The sequence below is a fragment of the Marinactinospora rubrisoli genome (genome assembly GCF_042664915.1).
Lineage (GTDB): Bacteria > Actinomycetota > Actinomycetes > Streptosporangiales > Streptosporangiaceae > Marinitenerispora > Marinitenerispora rubrisoli.
In genome coordinates, this window is sequence record NZ_JBHTBH010000014.1 from 46,322 (window position 1) to 64,730 (window position 18,409).

The 18,409-nt window shown below is 71.5% G+C and carries 25 protein-coding genes; 6 read left to right on the forward strand and 19 right to left on the reverse strand.

The annotated features are described in order from the left end of the window. Positions 1-419: 419 nt before the first annotated feature. From ACFQRF_RS24115 to ACFQRF_RS24140, 6 genes are all read left to right on the forward strand, one after another. On the forward strand, positions 420-770 hold the full coding sequence (locus ACFQRF_RS24115) for a hypothetical protein (protein WP_379873465.1): 351 nt from the start codon (positions 420-422) through the stop codon (positions 768-770). A gap of 502 nt (positions 771-1,272) precedes the next feature. Next, positions 1,273-2,028 (forward strand): peptidoglycan recognition protein family protein, encoded by a 756-nt coding sequence (locus tag ACFQRF_RS24120; protein ID WP_379873466.1) that lies wholly within the window; start codon positions 1,273-1,275, stop codon positions 2,026-2,028. A gap of 29 nt (positions 2,029-2,057) precedes the next feature. After that, positions 2,058-2,246, forward strand: a complete 189-nt coding sequence (locus ACFQRF_RS24125) for a hypothetical protein (protein WP_379873467.1) — start codon at positions 2,058-2,060, stop codon at positions 2,244-2,246. Continuing rightward, the gene (locus ACFQRF_RS24130) at positions 2,246-2,764 is read left to right on the forward strand and encodes a class I SAM-dependent methyltransferase (RefSeq protein ID WP_379873468.1); all 519 of its coding nucleotides are present in this window, start codon (positions 2,246-2,248) and stop codon (positions 2,762-2,764) included. The genes ACFQRF_RS24125 and ACFQRF_RS24130 overlap by 1 nt, the downstream gene beginning before the upstream one ends. Then, complete coding sequence (locus tag ACFQRF_RS24135) at positions 2,764-3,741, forward strand: glycosyltransferase family 4 protein (RefSeq protein ID WP_379873469.1); 978 nt, start codon at positions 2,764-2,766, stop codon at positions 3,739-3,741. Before ACFQRF_RS24130 ends, ACFQRF_RS24135 begins: the two co-directional genes overlap by 1 nt. Positions 3,742-3,887: 146 nt before the next feature. After that, positions 3,888-4,442, forward strand: a complete 555-nt coding sequence (locus ACFQRF_RS24140) for a hypothetical protein (protein ID WP_379873470.1) — start codon at positions 3,888-3,890, stop codon at positions 4,440-4,442. Positions 4,443-4,684: 242 nt separating this feature from the next. On the opposite strand, the gene ACFQRF_RS24145 is transcribed toward ACFQRF_RS24140, so the two are convergent. From ACFQRF_RS24145 to ACFQRF_RS24235, 19 genes are all read right to left on the reverse strand, one after another. Beyond that, positions 4,685-4,834, reverse strand: coding sequence for a hypothetical protein (locus ACFQRF_RS24145; RefSeq protein WP_379873471.1), 150 nt, complete (start codon positions 4,832-4,834; stop codon positions 4,685-4,687). A gap of 49 nt (positions 4,835-4,883) precedes the next feature. Next, positions 4,884-5,129, reverse strand: a complete 246-nt coding sequence (locus tag ACFQRF_RS24150) for a type II toxin-antitoxin system RelE family toxin (protein WP_379873472.1) — start codon at positions 5,127-5,129, stop codon at positions 4,884-4,886. Further along, a complete protein-coding gene (locus ACFQRF_RS24155; protein WP_379873473.1) occupies positions 5,126-5,413 on the reverse strand; it encodes a type II toxin-antitoxin system Phd/YefM family antitoxin in 288 nt (95 codons plus the stop codon). The genes ACFQRF_RS24150 and ACFQRF_RS24155 overlap by 4 nt, the downstream gene beginning before the upstream one ends. 58 nt (positions 5,414-5,471) lie before the next feature. Beyond that, on the reverse strand, positions 5,472-6,665 hold the full coding sequence (locus ACFQRF_RS24160) for a tetratricopeptide repeat protein (protein WP_379873474.1): 1,194 nt from the start codon (positions 6,663-6,665) through the stop codon (positions 5,472-5,474). A gap of 253 nt (positions 6,666-6,918) precedes the next feature. Beyond that, positions 6,919-7,299 (reverse strand): hypothetical protein, encoded by a 381-nt coding sequence (locus ACFQRF_RS24165; protein WP_379873475.1) that lies wholly within the window; start codon positions 7,297-7,299, stop codon positions 6,919-6,921. Next, positions 7,299-7,517 carry a hypothetical protein gene (locus ACFQRF_RS24170; protein WP_379873476.1) on the reverse strand — a complete coding sequence of 73 codons (219 nt, stop codon included), beginning with the start codon at positions 7,515-7,517 and terminating at the stop codon, positions 7,299-7,301. The genes ACFQRF_RS24165 and ACFQRF_RS24170 overlap by 1 nt, the downstream gene beginning before the upstream one ends. 88 nt (positions 7,518-7,605) lie before the next feature. Further along, on the reverse strand, positions 7,606-8,790 hold the full coding sequence (locus ACFQRF_RS24175; RefSeq protein WP_379873477.1) for a helix-turn-helix domain-containing protein: 1,185 nt from the start codon (positions 8,788-8,790) through the stop codon (positions 7,606-7,608). A gap of 48 nt (positions 8,791-8,838) precedes the next feature. Further along, positions 8,839-9,342 carry a flavoprotein gene (locus ACFQRF_RS24180; protein WP_379873478.1) on the reverse strand — a complete coding sequence of 168 codons (504 nt, stop codon included), beginning with the start codon at positions 9,340-9,342 and terminating at the stop codon, positions 8,839-8,841. Positions 9,343-9,447: 105 nt separating this feature from the next. Next, entirely contained in the window at positions 9,448-9,684 is a 237-nt protein-coding gene (locus ACFQRF_RS24185; protein WP_379873479.1) for a hypothetical protein, read from the reverse strand. Between the two features lie 59 nt (positions 9,685-9,743). Next, entirely contained in the window at positions 9,744-10,490 is a 747-nt protein-coding gene (locus ACFQRF_RS24190; protein WP_379873480.1) for a metal-dependent hydrolase, read from the reverse strand. Further along, positions 10,487-10,831: an HIT family protein gene (locus ACFQRF_RS24195; protein WP_379873481.1), complete on the reverse strand. Its 345-nt coding sequence runs from the start codon at positions 10,829-10,831 to the stop codon at positions 10,487-10,489. Before ACFQRF_RS24195 ends, ACFQRF_RS24190 begins: the two co-directional genes overlap by 4 nt. After that, positions 10,828-11,214: a RapZ C-terminal domain-containing protein gene (locus ACFQRF_RS24200; protein WP_379873482.1), complete on the reverse strand. Its 387-nt coding sequence runs from the start codon at positions 11,212-11,214 to the stop codon at positions 10,828-10,830. Before ACFQRF_RS24200 ends, ACFQRF_RS24195 begins: the two co-directional genes overlap by 4 nt. 242 nt (positions 11,215-11,456) lie before the next feature. Further along, positions 11,457-12,875 (reverse strand): hypothetical protein, encoded by a 1,419-nt coding sequence (locus ACFQRF_RS24205; protein ID WP_379873483.1) that lies wholly within the window; start codon positions 12,873-12,875, stop codon positions 11,457-11,459. Positions 12,876-13,344: 469 nt separating this feature from the next. Further along, positions 13,345-15,342 (reverse strand): hypothetical protein, encoded by a 1,998-nt coding sequence (locus tag ACFQRF_RS24210; protein ID WP_379873484.1) that lies wholly within the window; start codon positions 15,340-15,342, stop codon positions 13,345-13,347. Positions 15,343-15,373: 31 nt separating this feature from the next. After that, positions 15,374-16,282, reverse strand: a complete 909-nt coding sequence (locus tag ACFQRF_RS24215; protein WP_379873485.1) for a hypothetical protein — start codon at positions 16,280-16,282, stop codon at positions 15,374-15,376. 736 nt (positions 16,283-17,018) lie between these two features. Further along, entirely contained in the window at positions 17,019-17,282 is a 264-nt protein-coding gene (locus ACFQRF_RS24220) for a hypothetical protein (protein ID WP_379873486.1), read from the reverse strand. A gap of 86 nt (positions 17,283-17,368) precedes the next feature. Beyond that, on the reverse strand, positions 17,369-17,545 hold the full coding sequence (locus ACFQRF_RS24225) for a hypothetical protein (protein ID WP_379873487.1): 177 nt from the start codon (positions 17,543-17,545) through the stop codon (positions 17,369-17,371). Between the two features lie 97 nt (positions 17,546-17,642). Beyond that, positions 17,643-17,876: a hypothetical protein gene (locus ACFQRF_RS24230; protein ID WP_379873488.1), complete on the reverse strand. Its 234-nt coding sequence runs from the start codon at positions 17,874-17,876 to the stop codon at positions 17,643-17,645. A gap of 26 nt (positions 17,877-17,902) precedes the next feature. Next, positions 17,903-18,328 carry a hypothetical protein gene (locus tag ACFQRF_RS24235; RefSeq protein WP_379873489.1) on the reverse strand — a complete coding sequence of 142 codons (426 nt, stop codon included), beginning with the start codon at positions 18,326-18,328 and terminating at the stop codon, positions 17,903-17,905. Positions 18,329-18,409 lie beyond the last annotated feature (81 nt).

An 18,409-nucleotide genomic window follows, 5' to 3' on the forward strand; every position in this document is an offset into this window, starting at 1 on the left:
CATGTTCGAGCCTGGACAGGTCATCGACGGCCCCCTCATCCCCGATCCCGAGCCTGAGCGTCCGGAACCTCCGAGGTGGACCCCGCCTCCTGGCAACTGTGTCGAGGTGCCGCCACCCACCGGAGAACCTGAGCCCGCACCGGCGCCGGAGGAGAATTCGTGACCGCTCAGACAAGAACGTCGCACGTGATCCAGTATTCGCCGCCTCATCACGAGTGGCCCGAGGAAGACCCGGCGTCCTTCTCACTCCCTCGGGGACTCTTCCCTGGCACGGATGAGGCCGCCGCGATGGAAGCGGTGGTAGAGGCGCTCAAGGACTTCTATCAAGTGCGGGTGGTCACCACGACTAGCACGACTGAGGCAACTCCGTGGGAGACGAACGTCCCACCTGACGAAGCCTCATAGCGAAGGAGGTGGCGGTGGAGCAGGACCAGATGACGCTCGGCGAACTCGCCCGGCTGATCGGGCGGGTGGAGCGCGGGCAGCAGGAGCTGCGGGCGGAGATCTCCCAGCGCCTGGACCGAACAGTGTCGAGCGACATCTACGCGGTCCAGCACGCCGCCATCCAGACGGAGATCGCCGAGCTGAAGAGCGACGTCGCCGCGGTCCGCAAGGAGGCTGAGGAGGGCGTCGGCGCGGTGCGGGGCCAGATCGCCGACGAGCGGCGGCAGCGGGTCGCGGACCGGCGGTGGTGGCTCGCCGCGGTCGGTATCCCGCTGGCGACGGTGGTGCTGCCCTACCTCGACGCCCTGTTCAGGGGCGGGTCATGACCGCCCGGCGCCATCGCCGATGGCCGCGCATCCCCGGCGAGACGTGGCGGCACGTCGGGTTCGCACTCGCGGTGACCGCAGCGTTCTGCCTGGTTGCGGTGGCCGTGCAGTACAACGCGCACCAGCTCTCCCAGCTCCGCCGGGACGCCGACGCCCTGTCCCGCCAGGTGGAGCAGCTCGGCGGCACCCCGGTCGTCACGCCCGCTCCGGCCCCGCTGCAGGGACCTCCCGGTGAGACCGGCCCGCGCGGATGGCCCGGCAGAGACGGCTTGCCTGGACCGTCCGGGCCCGCCGGTGAGGACGGCCGGGACGGCGTCGACGGCGAGCCCGGACCGATCGGCCCCACCGGCCCCCAGGGACCCGCTGGACCCCGTGGCGAGCAGGGTGAGCGCGGCGAGCAGGGGCCTCCTGGCCCTCCCGGACCGCCGGGGCCGTCCGGTCCACCTGGCCCCGCTGGCGAGCCCGCGCCGGCGCCCACACCGACGTGACAAGGAGTGTCCGCATGAAGTTGATCCGAAGATCCGAACTGGGCTGGCCCGCGACAACGGCTGGCCACGCCAACCCCCGCTCCGGTCTCGTGGTGCATTACGACGGCTCGAACCAGGGCCTCGCCGGGCAGGCGCACTCCGCCTGTCTCTCCTACTGGCGGGCCACCCGGAACTTCCACATCAACACCAACGGGTGGGTGGACATCGGCTACTCCTTCGCCGCCTGCCCGCACGGCTACGTCTTCGAGGGCCGCGGGTTGAACAGGATCCAGGCCGCGCAGCCCGGCGGGAACTCGACGTACTACTCCGTGAGCCTCATGTCCGGGCCGACCGAGACCCCGACCGCCGTCCAGATCGACGCCGTCCGTCAGCTCCGCGGCTACCTCATGGACCGGGGCGTCGCCGGGACGGTGCGCGGCCACCGCGACTTCATCGCGACGTCGTGCCCCGGTGATCGGGCCTACGCCATGGTCAAGGACGGCACGTTCACGAAGGCGCCGGGAGCCGACGCCGCAGGAGGGATGGAGGAAGACATGGTGGGACTGTCTCAGGGTGACAGCGGAGAACGCGTCAAGTTCCTCCAGGAACTGCTGCGCGCGGGCGGTCACGACCTGGGCCCGGCGGGGATCGACGGCGACTACGGGCCCGCGACCGCCCGCGCGGTGCTCGCCGCCCGCAAGGCCGAAGGCAGTCGCCAGGACTTCGGTGACCGCATCACCGGCGCTGCTGCGAAGCAGATCCTCTCCCAGTTCGTCAAGGCGCACCGCTGATGGTTCATCGAGCAGATAAGGAGCCCGCCGTGGCCAGGATCGAAACGAAGGTCGCCGTCGCCACCGTCAGCGGCGCGGCCGTCACCGTGCTCGTGTACATCGCCGGGCTGTTCGGCCTGGACGTCCCGGAGACCGTCGCCGCGGCGGCCGTCACCCTGCTGGCCGGACTCGCCGGCTACCTCGCCCCGCACACCCCGCGCCCCGGCGACGGTTCGTAGTGCCGACCTCCGACGGGGAGAACAAGGGCTGGGCCCGCGACCGGATCCTCGCCGCGAACCCCAAGGTCGTGGTGGACGTCGGCGCGGGTGACGGGACGTACTCCCGGCTCGCCCGCGCGGATACGAACGCCCGGTGGGTGGCGGTGGAGGCGTGGGGCCCCTACGTCACGCAGTTCGGCCTGCGCGAGCTGTACGACGAGGTGGTGCTCGGCGACATCCGCCACCTCGACCTCGACACGGTCGCGCACGAACCCGACCTCGTGATCGTCGGCGACATGCTGGAGCACCTCCCCGCCGACGAGGTCCCGGTGCTCGTGCGGCGTTTGCAGAGATGGGCGCGGCGCCTTCTCGTGTCGGTCCCGGTGCTGCACCTGGAGCAGGGCGCGGTGAACGGGAACTGGCTGGAGGCCCACCTGTCCGAGTGGAGCTTCGAGGCGATGCTGGATGTGCTCGGTCCGGGGGTGACGGACTCGGTGTGCGGTGACGTGCTGGCCTACTACCTGTGGGAGCGCCCCTGATGCGTGTGGTCGCCCTCGTCCACTACTACGTCCCCTGGTATATGGCGGGCAGTGAGGTGATGCTGCACGCCATGCTCCGCGCGCTCGCTGACGCCGGGCACCACGTGGAGGTGGTCGTCACGTCGCACGAGCGCGGGCCGGACGAGTACCGGCACGAGGGAATCCGGGTGCAGTGCGCCGGCGAGCGCGGATCCGTGGTCGAACTGCTCGACCAGCTGGCGCCGGACGTCCTGGTGTCGCACCACCAGGAGGCGCCGCACGCCGCTCACTACGCCCGCACCCGGCGGGGCCGCTCGCCCCGCGTGGCGCTGGTCTTCCACAACACGTTCCCCGGCGCGCTCGCCGTGTGCCGCAGGTGGCGCCCGGACCTCGCCGTGTTCAACACGGACTGGGTGGCCGACTACTACCGCCGGCGCCGCGCCGTCATGCCCGGCACCCAGACGCTCGTCGTGCACCCGCCCGTGGACGCCGATCGGCACCGGACACGGCCGGGCGACCGGGTGACGCTGGTGAACCTCAACCGTGACAAGGGCGGCGAGATCTTCTGCGCGCTGGCAGAGCGGATGCCTGACATTCACTTCATGGGCGTGATTGGCGGTCACGGCGAGCAGATCGTCCGCGACCTGCCGAATGTCCGCATCCAGCCCCACACGCCGGACCCGCGCCGGGATATCTGGGCGCGGACGAAGGTGCTGCTCATGCCGAGCGTGTACGAAAGCTACGGCCTCGTCTCCATCGAGGCCGCCGTCAGCGGCATCCCCACCATCGCCGCACCGACGCCGGGCCTGAAGGAGGCGCTCGGCGAAGCCGGGACATGGGTGCGGCGGACCGACCTGAGCGGGTGGGAGCGGGAGATCCGGCGGCTCCTGGAGCCCGGCGAGTGGCGGCTCGCGTCGAAGAAGGCGAAGGCGCGCTCGGCCGAGCTGGACCCCGGGGAGGAGCTGGCCGAATGGGTGCGCATGGTCGAGTCTCTGTGATCATCCCCTGGGCGACTGACAACCCGTGCCATCACCGCCGTGCGGCACTCGACTGGGTCCGCCCCCGCTGGCGGGATCTCGGTCACCAAGTGCTCGTCGGCGAGATGACAGGGCCGTGGTGCAAAGCCGCTGCTGTCGCGAACGCGTTGCCGCGGGCGACCGGCGACCTGCTCGTCGTCGCCGACGCCGACTGCTGGTCGCCCGGGATCCCCGCCGCGATCGACGCGGTCCGGGACGGTGCGGCGTGGGCGATGCCGCACGGCCCCGTCCACCGCCTCACTGAACAGGCGACGTCCCAAGTGCTCGCCGGCGCCGAGCCGCACCCACGCATGCCGCTCACCCAGCCGCCGTACCCCGGGTGGCCGGGCGGAGGGATCGTCGCCCTCCCGCGGCGGCTCTACGAAGAGGTGCCGCTCGACCACCGGTTCGTCGGCTGGTCGGGAGAAGACGAGTCCTGGGCGCACGCCCTAACGGCGCTGGGCGGTCCTCCGTGGCGTGGCCGATCCCCGCTCTGGCACCTGTGGCACCCACCCCAGCCGCGCATGTCTCGCCGGTGGGGGTCCGTGGCAGCGCGGGAACTCGCGGAGCGGTACCGGCAGGCGGCGCGATCCCCGGCGGCAATGCGGGAACTGCTCGATGAGCAGGGAAAACAGAGCAAGTTGGATAATATACAACTTGCTTCGCCGCGAACGGCCAGGTAAACCGATCTTTACCTGACGCCCCCTATGCTCCGCTTTGCCCTGATATTTACCCTGGTCATCCGCTGTCCGACGTCGGGGGACCTCGGCCAGCGCCGGGCACGCGGTGAGGATCGTGGTGGGAAGCAGAGTCGTCACCCACGCGGCGGCGCGGCGGGCCCATCCGGGATCGCTGGCACGACCAGCAAGTTCGAGCGGCCACTGAGCCATACGTCCCCCCTCACGGTCATGAGGGGGCTGATCGGCTACTCCTCCATCAGCATGCGGGCGTACCGCTCCCACACCGGGTCAGCGGTCAGCGTCTCCGCGACGATCTCCGCGCGCTCCTCACGCGACAGGGCCGCCCACAGTTCGCGCACCCACAGCTCGTCCTCGCCCGGCTCGTCGTCATCCACGATCCCGGTATACCCGCGCGAACGCCCCGCCACCAGCGGCGACGGGGGGTCAGGTGTTCGCGCGCACGATCCACACCCGGACCTCGTCCGGGTACACGCCCACGATCATCGTCAGCTCCGCCGTGACCACGTGGTAGGCGTCCGGGACGTCCAGATCCGGGAGCGCACCCGGCGGCGGGATCGGCCCGGTCGCCAGCGCCGCGAGATGGTCACGCACCTGCTCACGCAGCCGGCGCGGGAGTTTCCGGGCTGCCTGCTGCGCGTCGGGCGTCCACAGGACGCTCCGGATCGTCACAGCCCGAGCGCCTCATCGAGCCCGGCGAGCAGCCCCTCACGGTCTCCGGCGTCGTACCGGATCCAGGCCACGTCGCCGCGCTGGTCGGCGTCAGCCAGCCGGGACAGGTCGCGCCGGTCCTTCTCCCGCCGCAGCTCCTGCAGCTCGGCGTAGGCGTCGGCCGAGATGAGCACGCCTTCGGGGCGGCCGTACCGGGTGATGGTGATGGGTTCACCGGCGTGCGCCGCACGGGCGAGCAGCTGGCCGAGGTGGGCTCGGGCGTCCTGGAGGGTGACCTCAGACATGCCCCCACAGTAGCAAGGCGGTACGGACTGTACGGTCCGTACCGCCCCAGGTGCTTCTCTACAACCCGGCGAGCGCCTCATCCATCTCCTGCACTCGGGGCTTGTAGTCGAGCTTGACGTACAGCTCCCGGGCCTTCCGGTAGGCAGCCTCGGCGTCGGCGCGGTCCTCGGCCGCCTTGTGCGCGTCGCCGAGCGTGGCGTGCGCGGCGGCAGCCCCGTTGTCGTCCCCGACGCGCTCGGACGCATCGATCGCCCGGAGTGCGAGCCGCACGGCCTCATGGCCCCGGCCCGACCCGGCCATCGACCACGCGAGCCCGTTCAGCGCCGCTCCGCGCCCGGCGTCGTCGGCCGCCTGCTCGTACAGCGCGAGCGCCCGCTCGTAGGCCGGGATCGCCTCCTCGTGCCCCCCGGTCATCGCGGTGCACATCGCCACCTGGTACACCGCCGCCGCGCGGACATCGACGTCGTCGTCCTCGTCGACCAGCTGCGCGGCCATCTGAGCGTAGACGAGCGCCTGGTCGTAGTCGCCGGCGTGCCGGTGCGCGGACGCGCGCTGATGCAGCGCGTCCCGCAGCACGGCCGGGTCGTCGAGACGCCGCGCCGAGTCGAGATGGACCTGCGCGACGCGGAGCTCGATGGCGCGGTCGTCACCGTGTGCGACGTGCGTGGCGAGCGCCTCCGCGAGTTCGGCCGCCTCGGCGAACCTGCGGTCCGCGAAAGCGGCCTCCAAGGTTGCGAACAGCTCCTCTTCGTGGCGGCGCAGCCAGTGGGCGGCGGCGTCGGCGTTGCCGAACCGTCGCCGCTGCTGCTCGCGGCCATGCATGGCCGCGTCGGCGTCGACCACGGAGGCGCGCAGGTAGTCCCGGCGCTCCTCGGCGGACGGAGGTCGGCGCTCTCCCGGTGCGAGCGGCCACGGGTCCGCCGACGCGTCGTAGGCACGGCCGGTGTAGCGGGTCAGCCGCTGGATCCGGGATCGCTCGATCTCAGCGACCTCGCCGTGCAGGCCACCGCGCTTGGCGTGGTAGCGGGAGCCTACGCGCGCCGCTTCGAGGTCGCCGTAGCCGAGTCCGTCGCAGTCCGCGCGCACCCGGCGGCGGACCTCGCCGAGGTCGTCGGCCTCCGTCGCAGCGCGGTGGAGGTGCTCGGCGATGGCGCTCGCGCGGTCGGGGTTGGTGATGTCCTCGGCGATGGCGCGGAGGAGTTCGGGGGCGAGGACCTGGGACAGGTAGGCGGCCGGTAGATAGAGGGTCACGCAGTGCCTCCTCGTGGGTCTCTACCGAGACGGTATCGCCAGGTAGAGACAGAATTCAGCCGTATCCCGAATGGGGAAGACCGGCCCGGGGATGCCCCGGGCCGGCGAGGATCGAACGCGCGTGGGTGGCGTGGGCTGGCCCGCCGGGGAGCAGGGGCGGACACTGCAGCTGCTGCGGGTGGCGACCGAGCATCCCCCGCCTCCCCGAGAGATGATCCCGCGCTCGCTGCGCCCGATACCAGTGTGACGCGCGTCAGTCCATGTCGGATGCCATGATCCACGGATCACGGCAGATCAGGGACGTGTGCGGGATGGTCGGCAGCAGTGAAAGCTCCGACCGGATAAGGGGAATCGCTCCTCGCGGGTCGTGAGCGATCGGCCCGATCGCTCGGAATTGTGACCCGTCTGAGACCTCGATTCCGAGCCTCGCCGGCACCACCATGAACCAGCCGCGCCGCTCCGGCGACCACCGGCCGATCACCAGAAGCAGCGCCCCCAGCAGCCGGTCACCGTCCATCACCCGCACGTCCACCGCGCGCCGCTCCAGGTCGGCGACTGCGACGTAGCCCGTCTCCTCCAAGACGGACACCATCGCCTCGATCGCCTGCTCCGGCGTCGGCTCCTCGTCGGCCATCACACCGCCCGCGGCGGCGACTGGAGCTGAGCCTCCAGTTTCTCGGCGGTGTCACCGTGCAGCGTCGGCGCCGCGCCGGGTACCCCGCAGTTGCTCGCGAGCCACGCGGCCGGACGGCCGTAGTGGTCCCGCGACCTCCATATCCGCCAGCCCGGGTATGTCTCTTGAAGTCGTCGCAGCGTCGCCTCGTGGGCGGCGCTCACCATGTCACTAGGCATGAGAGGACCGTAGGCCGCACGACGGCCCGTTCCCGGTACCACCGGAAAGGTAAAAGACCCGCACGTTCGTGCGGGTCCTGTGAGTGATTCAGGCCACCCCAGCGCGTTGAGCGAGCGGCCGGAGCTCAGGGGTCGAGGGCCGGTGCTCCCGACGGAGCAGCTCGGTGAGCACCTCGGCGGTGCCCGGGTCGTACCGCACCAGCTCCGCCGCGATCCGTTCGGCCGCGAGCAGCGTGTTCACTGCGGCGGCGTCCATCCGCCGCTGCGTGTACCCGCGCGCGAGATCCAGTTGCACCTGCGCGCGGCGGCCGACCAGTCCGGCCGGCAGCGAGTCGAGATCGAGCTCCTCGCCCGTCTCCACCGCCGCCTGGGCGTCGCCGACCTGGACCGAGGTGCTGATCTGGTGGATCGTCACGTTCGATGGCCCGAACGCGGTGCCGTGGTGGTTGGCGTCGCGCCCGAGCAGGTCGGCCGAGCGGCGGGCCTCGCGCAGGAACCTCGGTACGGCGCCCCGGTCGTACTCGGCTGCCGCAGCGGTCGCCGCCGCCAGGTGCAGCCCTCCGTGCACGGACAGCTCCTCCGGCGTGCCGGCGCCGTGCATCCGCCGTTCGACGGCCTCGGCCGCACCCATCGCCAGCTCCATCGCTGCGGCGGTGCGTTTGCGGGACATCAGCACGTAGGACATGCGGTACGCCCCGACGGCTGCGAGCAGCGGCTCATCCGCCCACTCCGCAGCAGCCAGCGCCCGGTCGGCCGCCTGCCACGCCAGCTCCCGCTCGCCCACACGCCGCAGCACGGCCGCGGTGGTGTTGTAGACGTGGGACCGGATCGCGCACACCGCCGGACGGTCCGCGGTCCGCCCCCGGGACGCTGCCTCGACCTCACGAATGAGCCGCGGGAGCCGCTGTCCGGCCTCGTCGTAGTGGGTGGCCTGGTAGGCGGCATAGACACTCTCGGCCTCCAGCCGTAGGTGGCGGAGGTTCACCGGCTGATCGGTGCCGCGGTCCTCGATGACCGCCTCCAGGGCGGTGTACCTCGTCATCGCCGCCTCGATTCGATGGGCCGCCGCATACCGCATCGGCTCCTCCTCGTCTTCGCCGGTCAGGTCGGCGACAGGGACTCGGAGCACCTCAGCCAGGCGGGTGAGCACGGGGTAGGACGTGACCGCCTTCTTGCCGCGCTCGACCTGGCTGAGCCAGGATTCGGAGCGGCCGACGAGTCCGGCGAGCACGGCCTGGGAGAGGCCGCGGCGACGGCGTGCGCGAGCGATCATCCTGCCCGTTGTGGCTGCGTCCACAGGGCCTCCTGTCACTAGGTCTGGTCACAGTGTGACGGCGTCGACCACCTCGCGCCAGCTCGGCAGCCGCCGCTCGTAGGGCGCGTCCGGATCGTGCAGCAGCGTCACCGAGGGCATGGACTGCAGGGTTTCCAGCGACCGCTGGAACGCCGGATGGCTGGCGAGCTGCGGCTTGCACGCCGGCACCACGTAGGTCGGCACGCCGTATCCGGCCATCTCGCACAGCAGGCCGATCGCGAAACAGTCCGCGATGCCCTGCGCGAACTTGTTGGTGCTGTTGAACGTGAGAGGGCAGGCGAGCACCCGGTCCGCGGGCGGGAGGGGACGCCCCGTCCCGGGCATCCGGTAGTCGACGCGCACCGGCCGCCCGGTCAGCGCCTCCAGCCGCTCGGGATCGTGGAACCGGACGCCGTTCGGCGTCGAAAGGACCACCACCGTCCACTCCGCGGCCTGCAGCATCCGGACGAGCTCAGGGACGCCCTCCGGAGCGGGAGCGCCGGACACCACGAGGTACAGGGTTTTCGCCATGCGGGCAGTGTAGAAGCGGGACTCCCGGGTGCTAGGGTCGCCCTCGTCACTAGGTGAGCCCCCGCCACTGCGCACGGCGGGGGCTCCTGTGCGTCCGGGGGACGGTTACGCCGCGAGGGTGATCTCGGCACAGTCGGTGAGCCGGTCCGCAAGTTCGGCGAGCGCGTCGGGCGTGAGCGGCACGTCGTCCTCCAGGAGCCGCTCCCGCGAGTACACGACGACCCCGGCCGCCCGGCTGGCGGGGACGACCTCCACCCAGCCGTCGCCGCGCACCGCGATCACCGCGTCCGCTGGGGCGGCCAGCAGCGCGAGCAGGTGCATGGGCAGGATCTCGGGGGTCATCGGCATCTCTCGTGTCGCAGGGATTCCAGGATCCCACGGGGTGGTGTCAGCGGACAGGGTCACAGCGTCATCAGCGCCACCGGGACCGTGCCCGCCAGGCACGCCCAGCGCACGGCCGTCTCCTGCCATCCGTCGCCGGTGGCGAAGGTCAGCGGTGCCCGGACCATCCACCAGCGCCGTCCGCGGTGGACCACCGGCCACAGCAGCGGCACCCCGGCCCGGGTGAACGCGTCCCCGAGCGAATGCACGATCATCCCCACGGCCACCAGGGCGCCGACGAACGACGCCGAGACGCCACCCCACACCAGCAGGCCGGCCAGCGCGGCGGAAACCAGGGAGACCGCGGGCCAGGAGCGAGTCCACCGCCACCCACCCGGCACGCAACCGGCGAGCCCGCGCAGGCCGAGGTCGACCGCGAACCAGACGGCGACGAGCAGCACCGGCCACCAGCCACCCGCGAGCCACACGCCGGCTCCCACGGCGACCGCCACGAGCGGGGTGTGGGACAGGTGCCGGTGGACGCCGTCACCGTCCCTGCCGCCGTCGTCCCGACCGGTCCGGGTCGCAGCCCAGGCGAGCCGGGACGCTCCCGCGACCGCGCGGTGCACGACCCCCGTCACCGGCCCCTGCGAGCGGGACGCCGTACTTGTGGGGTGATCCAGGTCCGGGAGCAGCGCCGCGCCGGCGCCCACGAGCACGCCGGCCGCGAGGTCGAACAGGGCGCAGCCGCTGACGGCGGGGGCGAGCAGCGCAGCAGCCGCAGCACCGGCAAGGGCGCCGGACGCGGCGTGCGACGGCGCCATCATCGGGCTACTCCACCCTGGCCGGTCCACGGAAGCGCGAGGCCGTCTCCGGCCGTCCGGGGGACGATGTGGACGTGGAGGTGGTCCACGGTCTGCGTCGCGGCCGACCCAATCGAGGTGATCAGGTTGGCGTCGGTGTGCGAGACCAGCTCGGCCGCGCGAGCCGACACCGCCCCGTACACGGCAGGGGACTCAGCCGCGGTCCGGACGTGGGCACGGGGGATGACCAGCCAGTGCCCCGGCGTCACCGGGTTCAGCGGGACGATCGCGATCGCGTCCCCCCACTCGCGGATGACCGTGGCAGGAGCGACGCCCGCGACGATCGCGCAGAACGGACAGCTCATCGGGCCACCACGTCCTTGTCCAGATCGCGGTGGACCAGCTCCACCTCGACGCCGCGTGCGCGGAGCCTACGGTCCAGCTCGGCACCTACGACCGCAGCCCTGTGACGGCCGCCCGCGCACGCGACCACGACCTCCACCGGTCGGCCCTCAGCGGACGGACCCGCGAGGTACGCCTCGACCTGAGCGACGGTCGCGTCGATCAGAGCGTCGATCCCAGGCGTCGACAGGACCGTGTCGTACACCTCCTGGTCGCGGCCGGTCAGGTAGCGGAGCGCGGGGTTGATGTGGGGGTCCCGGAAGTGGCGTCGGAGGTCGAGGGAGATGTGCGCGGCCGGCAGTTCGCCGTGCAGGTATCCGGCCGTGGTGATCGCGACTTGCGTCATGATGAGGGTTCCTTCCTTCGTGGTTCGCGGGGGTCGGAGCCGGGAGCCGCCGCGCTTTGGTCGGTGAGGCGGTTCCCGGTACGCCTGGACCAGTCGGTCCCCCCACGCCACCGCCGGATGGGCGGTGGAGCAGAGGCGCCTACCGGTTTGTCGCAGGGCGCCCCCCCAAGGGAGGCGCATGGGAGGCGGGGGGGAGGCGCATGGGAGGCCCCCGCGTTGACCTGCGGAGACCCCCCGTTCAATCACTCGCCGATCGGCAGGTCGTACCCCTGCTCGGACAGCTTGTCCTTCCACCGGCGGATCGTGCGGGCATCACGGTCGAGCTTGCGGGAGGCCCCCCGGATCGTGGGGTTCCGCTCCGCGTGCACGTACCGCACCAGCGCCTGGTGGGTCTCCGGCAGCTCCTCGAATCGGACCGTGGCCCCTTCCGGGGTGAGAGCCTTCACGTCCAGCGGTCGGCTGAACCCGAACCCCATCGGAGCCGAGCCGGACGCCTTCGCGGTGATCTCCGGGACCAGCTCCGCCCCAGCAGCATCACCGCCGGCTGCGACCAGGAACGCCGGGGCCTCGCCGCGTAGCGCCTTCAACTGCCGCTCCAGGCGGATCCGCTGCTCGTACACGCCGGCGGCCTCCCGGTCTTCCTCGCGCTGCTGCTCGCCCAGACGCCGGATCTCCGCCAACGCCCTCTGATGCTCAGCAGCGGACTTCGCGAGTTCCAGCTTCAACTGAGCAGCGGCCAACTTCTCCGCGTACACGGCCTCGCGCTCCAGGCGCGCGATCTCCGCGGCCTGCCGGTGGTCGAGGTCAGTGGACAGCTCCGCGGCCCTGCGCGCCTCCTCGGCCTCCCGCTGAACCTGCGCCTCCCTGTCCGCCTCCTCCTTGCGGCGGGCCGCCTCCTCTTCCGCCTCCCTCTGGCGGCGGAGCGCCTCCACATGGGAGGCGCGGATGGAGGCCTGCTGGCGGCGGATGGTGACCAGCAGCCCCCACAGCGCCTTCGAGATCAACGGGGTAGCGGCGAAAATCAGCGCGCCGGACACCCCGGTGTACGCAGCGATCGCAGCCGCAGCGGTGAAGGCGGCGACCCACCCGAGCGCGGACGCCTGCCGCGACACCGCCGGCACCAGCAGGGCGACCAGGACGGCGCCGACCATGGCGACGTCGAACAGCACGCCCAGCGGCAGCGCGACCGCGGCCGGCACGGGCAGGTGCTGGGACACCGCCCACGCCGCCCACGGCAGCGCGAGCACGGTGGGCACGGACGCGATGCCGATGAGCGCCTTCGACAGCCACGCGGGCGCCTCCTCTACGGGGGCGCCTGCGGGGGCGGCCTGTCCGCTCTTGGGGGGCGGGGGCGCCTCCCCAAGGGAGGCGGGGGGAGGCGCCTCAGGGGAGGCGGGCTGCGGCACGGGCGCCTCGGGGGCATCCATAGGGGGAGGCGCATGGGAGGCGCTGGTGCGCTTCACAAGGAGGCGCCACGCCTGACCAGCGGCAACGGCCGCGAGACCGCGCGCCTTGGCTGCGATCGGACGGCGGAAGCGCCACACCGCCCAGGCGATGGCGGCGAGCACGACGACGGTGCCGCCCGCCCACACCCACCACGGGATGGACAGGGCATCTAGGGCCTCTGAGGTGGACGGAGCGGGGGTGGTGTCTGCGAACATGGTGTTGCCCTTTCTGGGTGGGTGGCTCGCCTTGGTCTGGCTGACGTGGGGGCGGGCCGCCCTTTTTCTATGTCTGGGGGGGCTCTTCCATCTGACCCTTCTGAGAGGTCATGTCCTTGAGCCAGGAGTAGGGGACGAGTGCGGCCCTGGGTTCGCCGTTCTTGGTGACCACGGTTGCTTCGTTTCGGAAGTGAGCTGCCTCGACTCGTTCAGTGACTTCTTTTCTGAAGTCCCGGATTCCTAGGTGCGGTGGTTCTTCCATACCAGGCAGTGTACATCATGTACGCAATGTGCACATCAGATAGAGGTCGTGACGCCCGTGACGTCACGCCCCACCACCCCCTCCCACAGGGCTCTCCAGAGCTGGAACCCCCACCCCCGCAACGACAGTGTCACGGCGTCACAGCAGGTCAGAGCGTTTCACCGCGTGACGCCGTCACGTTTGTGACGGCAAGTGTCACAACCGGCGTCACGCCGGCGTCACGGACAACGCGGCCTCGACCTCGCGGCGGTACCAGCCCCGCGCCGGCTCCCCATCGATGCGCAGGGAGTGCGGCGCCCCGGCACCGGCGTCGGCCATCCGCTTGCGCAGCAGTTCCTCATCGCCGCCCGTCAACCGCGCTGCGAGCTGCCCCCGGCTGGCACGATCGACACCGAGGTCCGCCATCACCCGCAGCGCGCCGATGAGGATGTCGTCGACCGGCTCCTCCACGATTTCGGCGTCGGGGATGCCGTCGTCGCCCGCGGGGAGCGCGGTCCTGGACGGCGTCGGCGAAGGAGACGGCGAGGGAGAGGCGCTGCCGAACAGGTCCCAGTTCGACGTCCACGTGCCACTCGTCGCTGTGGGCGCGGCCGGCGTGGGCTCGTCTTCGACGATCTCGGCGTCCTCGACGAACATTTCCCGCATCCGCTCGTACCTCGTGGCATAGTCCTCGCCGGCGACCCGGGCGGACGCCTCGTCCAAGTCCGGGCGGACCCGGGCGATGCGCAGCGCCATCTGCTCCATGTCGTCCGGAAGGATGTTCCAGCCCTGGTAGCGGGTCGGCAGGGCGCCGTCCACACCGATCCATCCCCCGCCCTTCGCGGTCAGGTGCTCCGGCCTGAGCTTCAATTCCCAGGCGCTCTCGAACACTGCGGCGATCTCTTTCGTTTGGCGGACCTTCATGCAGATGCCCACCCCGGTCTGGGTCGACATGGCCGCCGGCACGAGGTCGCCGGTCCCTCGCAGCACGGACAGGACCAAGTTCACGGCCTCGTTACGGGCGATCCGCTGGATCTCCTCCAGCGTCGCCGCGAGCTCGGTCACCTGCCCCTTACCGGCAGCGGCCATCGCTTCGGCTCCCTCGTCGAGGATGATGACGATCTCCGGCAGGTCAGGGCCGACCGGCAGCAGGTTCGTGTTGTTCTGCTTCTTCCGCTTCCGGTAGGCGATCTTGCGGTGCTTCGCGATACGCACGGCCGCTTTCGTCATGCGGATGGCCTCCTCGATGCTCGGGGCGGCCCAGTCGACCGGGCACCGCTCCACTCGGCCGTCGAGCCACACGTCCACCCACGGCTGGGTCATGCCGCCGCCGTTGAGGTCGATGTGCCAGACCAGCGCGTCGCGGCACATGCCGACGGTGGCGGTGATTCCCCACAGCAGCGTGGTTTTGCCGGCGCCTTTTTTCCCGACGACCAGCCACGACTCTTCCCTCATGGGACCTTCGGCGGTGTCGCCGTTGGGGTGGGCGCCGATGGGGACGCCGTCGAGGATCGATCGCTGCTCCTCCCACAGCGGGTGGCCCTCGTCGAGGTGGGTGAGCACGCGGGTTGGGACGCGCATGATCGCGATGCGCTGCCCCTCGCCCTCGGGCTCGATGACCTCGATGGAGCAGCCGTGCGGCAGGTTGGCGTCGGCGGCGAGCCCGGGGGCGAGGTAGCGGAGCTGGTCGACGGTGGCGCCCGCCGTGGGCAGGCACACGCGCACGTCGAGCCCGCTGCCGTTCTCCCACCGGGTGACGGCCTCGACGACGAGGCCGTGGAACGGATGGCCGCCACGCGCGACGATCCGCTGCCGCCACTCCTCGTTCTCCCGCGCCACCGAGCCGAGGATCATGCTTCCGCCGCTGTTGGTGCGCGCACCGGCGGGGGCCTTGGCGCGGCGGCGCAGCCACGGGCCCAGGGACGCACCCAGCACGGACCCCGTCGCCAGGGAACCGATGCCGAGCGCCGTCCACGGGTCGGCGGCGAGCGCCCACGTCATCCACCCGCCGGCGGCGCCCCACCGCGCCAGGTTCGCGGCGACCCGCTCCGGCGGGGCCATGCCGTCGACGACGATCGAGGAGAGCGCCCCGACGGCCCCCGCGCCGACACCGACGAGCGGGTGCAGGCCGAGAGCGTCCGCGGCGGCGGTGGTTGCGGCCAGGCCGATTGCCGCGGTGGCGGCGTTGGCGCCGACGTGGTCGGTTGTCAGGGACCAGGTGGCCATCGGGGACTCCTCTCTCAGTTAGACCTGTGGGTCAGACGTTCCACTTGGTCTCATCACCGCGGGTGGATTCGCGGCGCGCGATGTCGTCCTGGTGAGCACGGTGCAGCAGCGCCGGGATCTCGTCGGCGATCGACCGGGTCGCGAGGATGGCCTGCGCGAGCTCGTAGAGCTTCTCGTTGATCGCCTGGTTCAGCGGGAACCTTTCCGCCTCCAGCCGGTCGGCGTAGCACTTGACCGCGGTGGCGACCTGGGTGGCCACGTCGTTCCACTGGCGGGATTCGGCGACGACGGCCCACGCGTCGGCGGGGGCGTAGCGGGCCATGTTCGTGGCCATCTGGTGGGCGTCGATAGCGGCGGGCAGTCCGGTCATGGTTCCTCCTGTGGTTGCGCTGTTGCTCGTTCGGACATGGTCGGCGGCTACCCGCTGCTCCCACGTGCGCGGGTCGACGTTGGCGTCGTAGTGGCCGGTTGTGTAGCCGGGGTGGTCCGGGGGCAGGCCCGCCCGGTCAACAAACCCGGGCCGAGTGTCGCCGGGGTCGGCGTAGTTGGCCCCGGGATTGCCCGGCACCGGCTCGCCGAGGGTGTAGCCGTCTGCAGCCGTGGTGGCGGCCGCGTCCTCGGCCTCGTCGCCGTCGGCTCGCCGCTTGAACAGGGAGCTGAAGAGCGAGGCCAGGCTCGCGAACGCCGCGGCGATCAGACCGACACCGGTCGCGGCGACCCGGCCGGCGCCCTTGCCGCGGAGCGCGGCGGTGGCTGCGCGCCGGCGGTCCCGGAACGTCGCGTTCTTGGGGTTGCGGGCGGCGGCCCAGCCGGTCGAGGCTCGGCGCCCGGTCTTGTCGTCGGCCCAGTCGCGGGCTCGTGCGGCTCCGCGTCCGATGCGCCCACGGAGTCCGCCCTTGGTGGCGGGAGGGCGCGCGCCACCCCACCTGGACTTGGTCACAGAGTCATCTCCTGCTCTTGTCGTGCGCGCCTTCCTGTCGGAGGAGGCGGGTGGCGTCTTGCGTTTGGAAGTGGTGGCGTCACCGGCGCCGCGCCGGGGAGAGTCGCCCCCACGGGGTGAGGTGCCGCCGCGGGGAGAACTGCCACGAGGGGTGGTTCCGCGAGGGCTGGTCCCGCTCGGGGAGCCAGGGCGTGACGCCGGCCGTGACGAGCCAGGACGCGGGGAGGCCGCGCGCGGCGCGTCCCCCTTCTGAGGCGAGGCGCCGCCACTCTTCCCGCCCTTGCGTCCGATGCCCGCGGCGTCGACCCCGCCTGAGCGCGTCTGCCCGGACCGTCTCGCCGGGCGGCCCGAACCCGAGACCGGGCTACGGCCACCGCCCCCCAGCGAACGGGTCTCCGAGATACGGCGACCGCTCTTGGCGGCAGTGCCTCCCGTCCCCGAACTCACCGTCGCCCCCCGCCGCCGGCGGCGCCTGTGCGCGACGTAGGCGACGCCACCGGCCGTTGCTGCGGCAGGGGCGGCGGCCCATCCCCACGGGCCGACCGTCGCAGCCAGGGCGTAGGAACCCAGCACGGTTGCGCCCAGGCCGCCCACGGCGAGCTGGCCGACAGGCAGCCCGGGCGACTTTCCCTTCTGGCCCTTCTCCGCAGGCTGCTCTGCGGGCTCCGCCGGCGCTTCTGCGGCGGGAGCCGGAGCGGGCACGGGCTCGGGCTCCGGGGTCGCGTCCGGGGTGGACTCAGTCATCCCACTCCTCCCTCTCCATGTAGTCGAGTGCTTGGTCGCTTTCGTCGTCGGGGCCGTCGAGTTCGGCGAGCCGTCCCACGTAGGTGACGGCGAGGCTGACGGCGCACAGCCCTGCGAGTGCGCCGGTGGCGTGGAGCACGAACCAGGCGGTCTCCCGCTGATCCCAGGCGACCCAGCCGGCGACGAGGATGTAGGTGAACAGGACGAACGTGCGCATGGAGGCTCCCTGGTAGCGAGACGTCGCCATGAGTGTCATGCTGGGAACCTCCTTTCACGGTGTTGTTCGCTGTGGGGAGAGGTGCCCGCCCGCGTTCCGACATGTCCGGGGCGGGCCCGCTTCTGCTAGTTGCCGTAGTTGATCTGGTTGCCGGATCCGAGATGGACCGCGCCGTCAATGCGGTCGATGACGTTGCCGAAGTTGATCCCGACCTTGGTGTTGTCGGACTTGATCTCGCCGGCCTGGACGGTGTTGCCCTTGGCGTCCCGCGCCTCGTTCTTGGTGTGCTTCTTCTCCGACATGCGGTTCTCCGTAAGTTCTGGTGTGAGTGGACCGGTCTGGTCCCTCACAGGGCACCCGCGGACGGTGCGGGCGCCCCAGGGGGAGAGGCCGGGGTTGCTACATGACGGTGTGGTGGCGGATGTCGCGGCAGACCCGGACCTCCTCGGGCGTTCTCAGCGACATCTGACAGTTCATGCAGTACGGCGGCGGTGTGGTGTACAGCTCGCGGGCGGCGAGCAGGTCCTCCTCGGCCACCTCCAGGTGGCCGGCGCGGTGCAGGAGGTCGATCCCCACGGGCCACCAGCCGCGCTCGATCATCAGAAACCGGCCATCACCGTCGCGGATGATCACGCCGACCGAACTTCCGCAGCAGTGCTTCATCGTGCGGCCTTCCGGCGCGCGTCGGCCTGGTCCAGGCGCTCGCTCGCCGTGTCGGTGTCGAGCCCGTACTGGGTGGTCAGCACCTCGACCGCGCTCGCGCGGTCGACCGGCGTGCGGCTGCCGTCGATCCGGTAGTCGTCCAGGAACCGCTCCACCGTGGGCAGCTCCTCCGGCAGGTGGACGGTGAACTCGACGAGGACCAGCTCCTCGCCTCCCTTGTGGATGTAGGCGCGGCCCTCGCGGACGTCGGGGTGGGCCTCCACGATCAGGGGCGCCGTCTCCCTGAGGTACGGCTTGACGTACGCGCTGATCTCCTCCTCAAGAGCCCCCTTGGAGCACATGGAGATGTGCAGGTCCGGGACGCTTTTGTGTAGGCCGACCCGCTGGAAGCGGATCGCGCGGCCGTACTGGTGTTTTCCCATTGAGGCTCCTGTGGGTTGAGGGGGTTGAACCGTCTGGGTCCCTGAGGCGCCCGCACAGCGTCGGGCGCCCGGAGGGGCTAG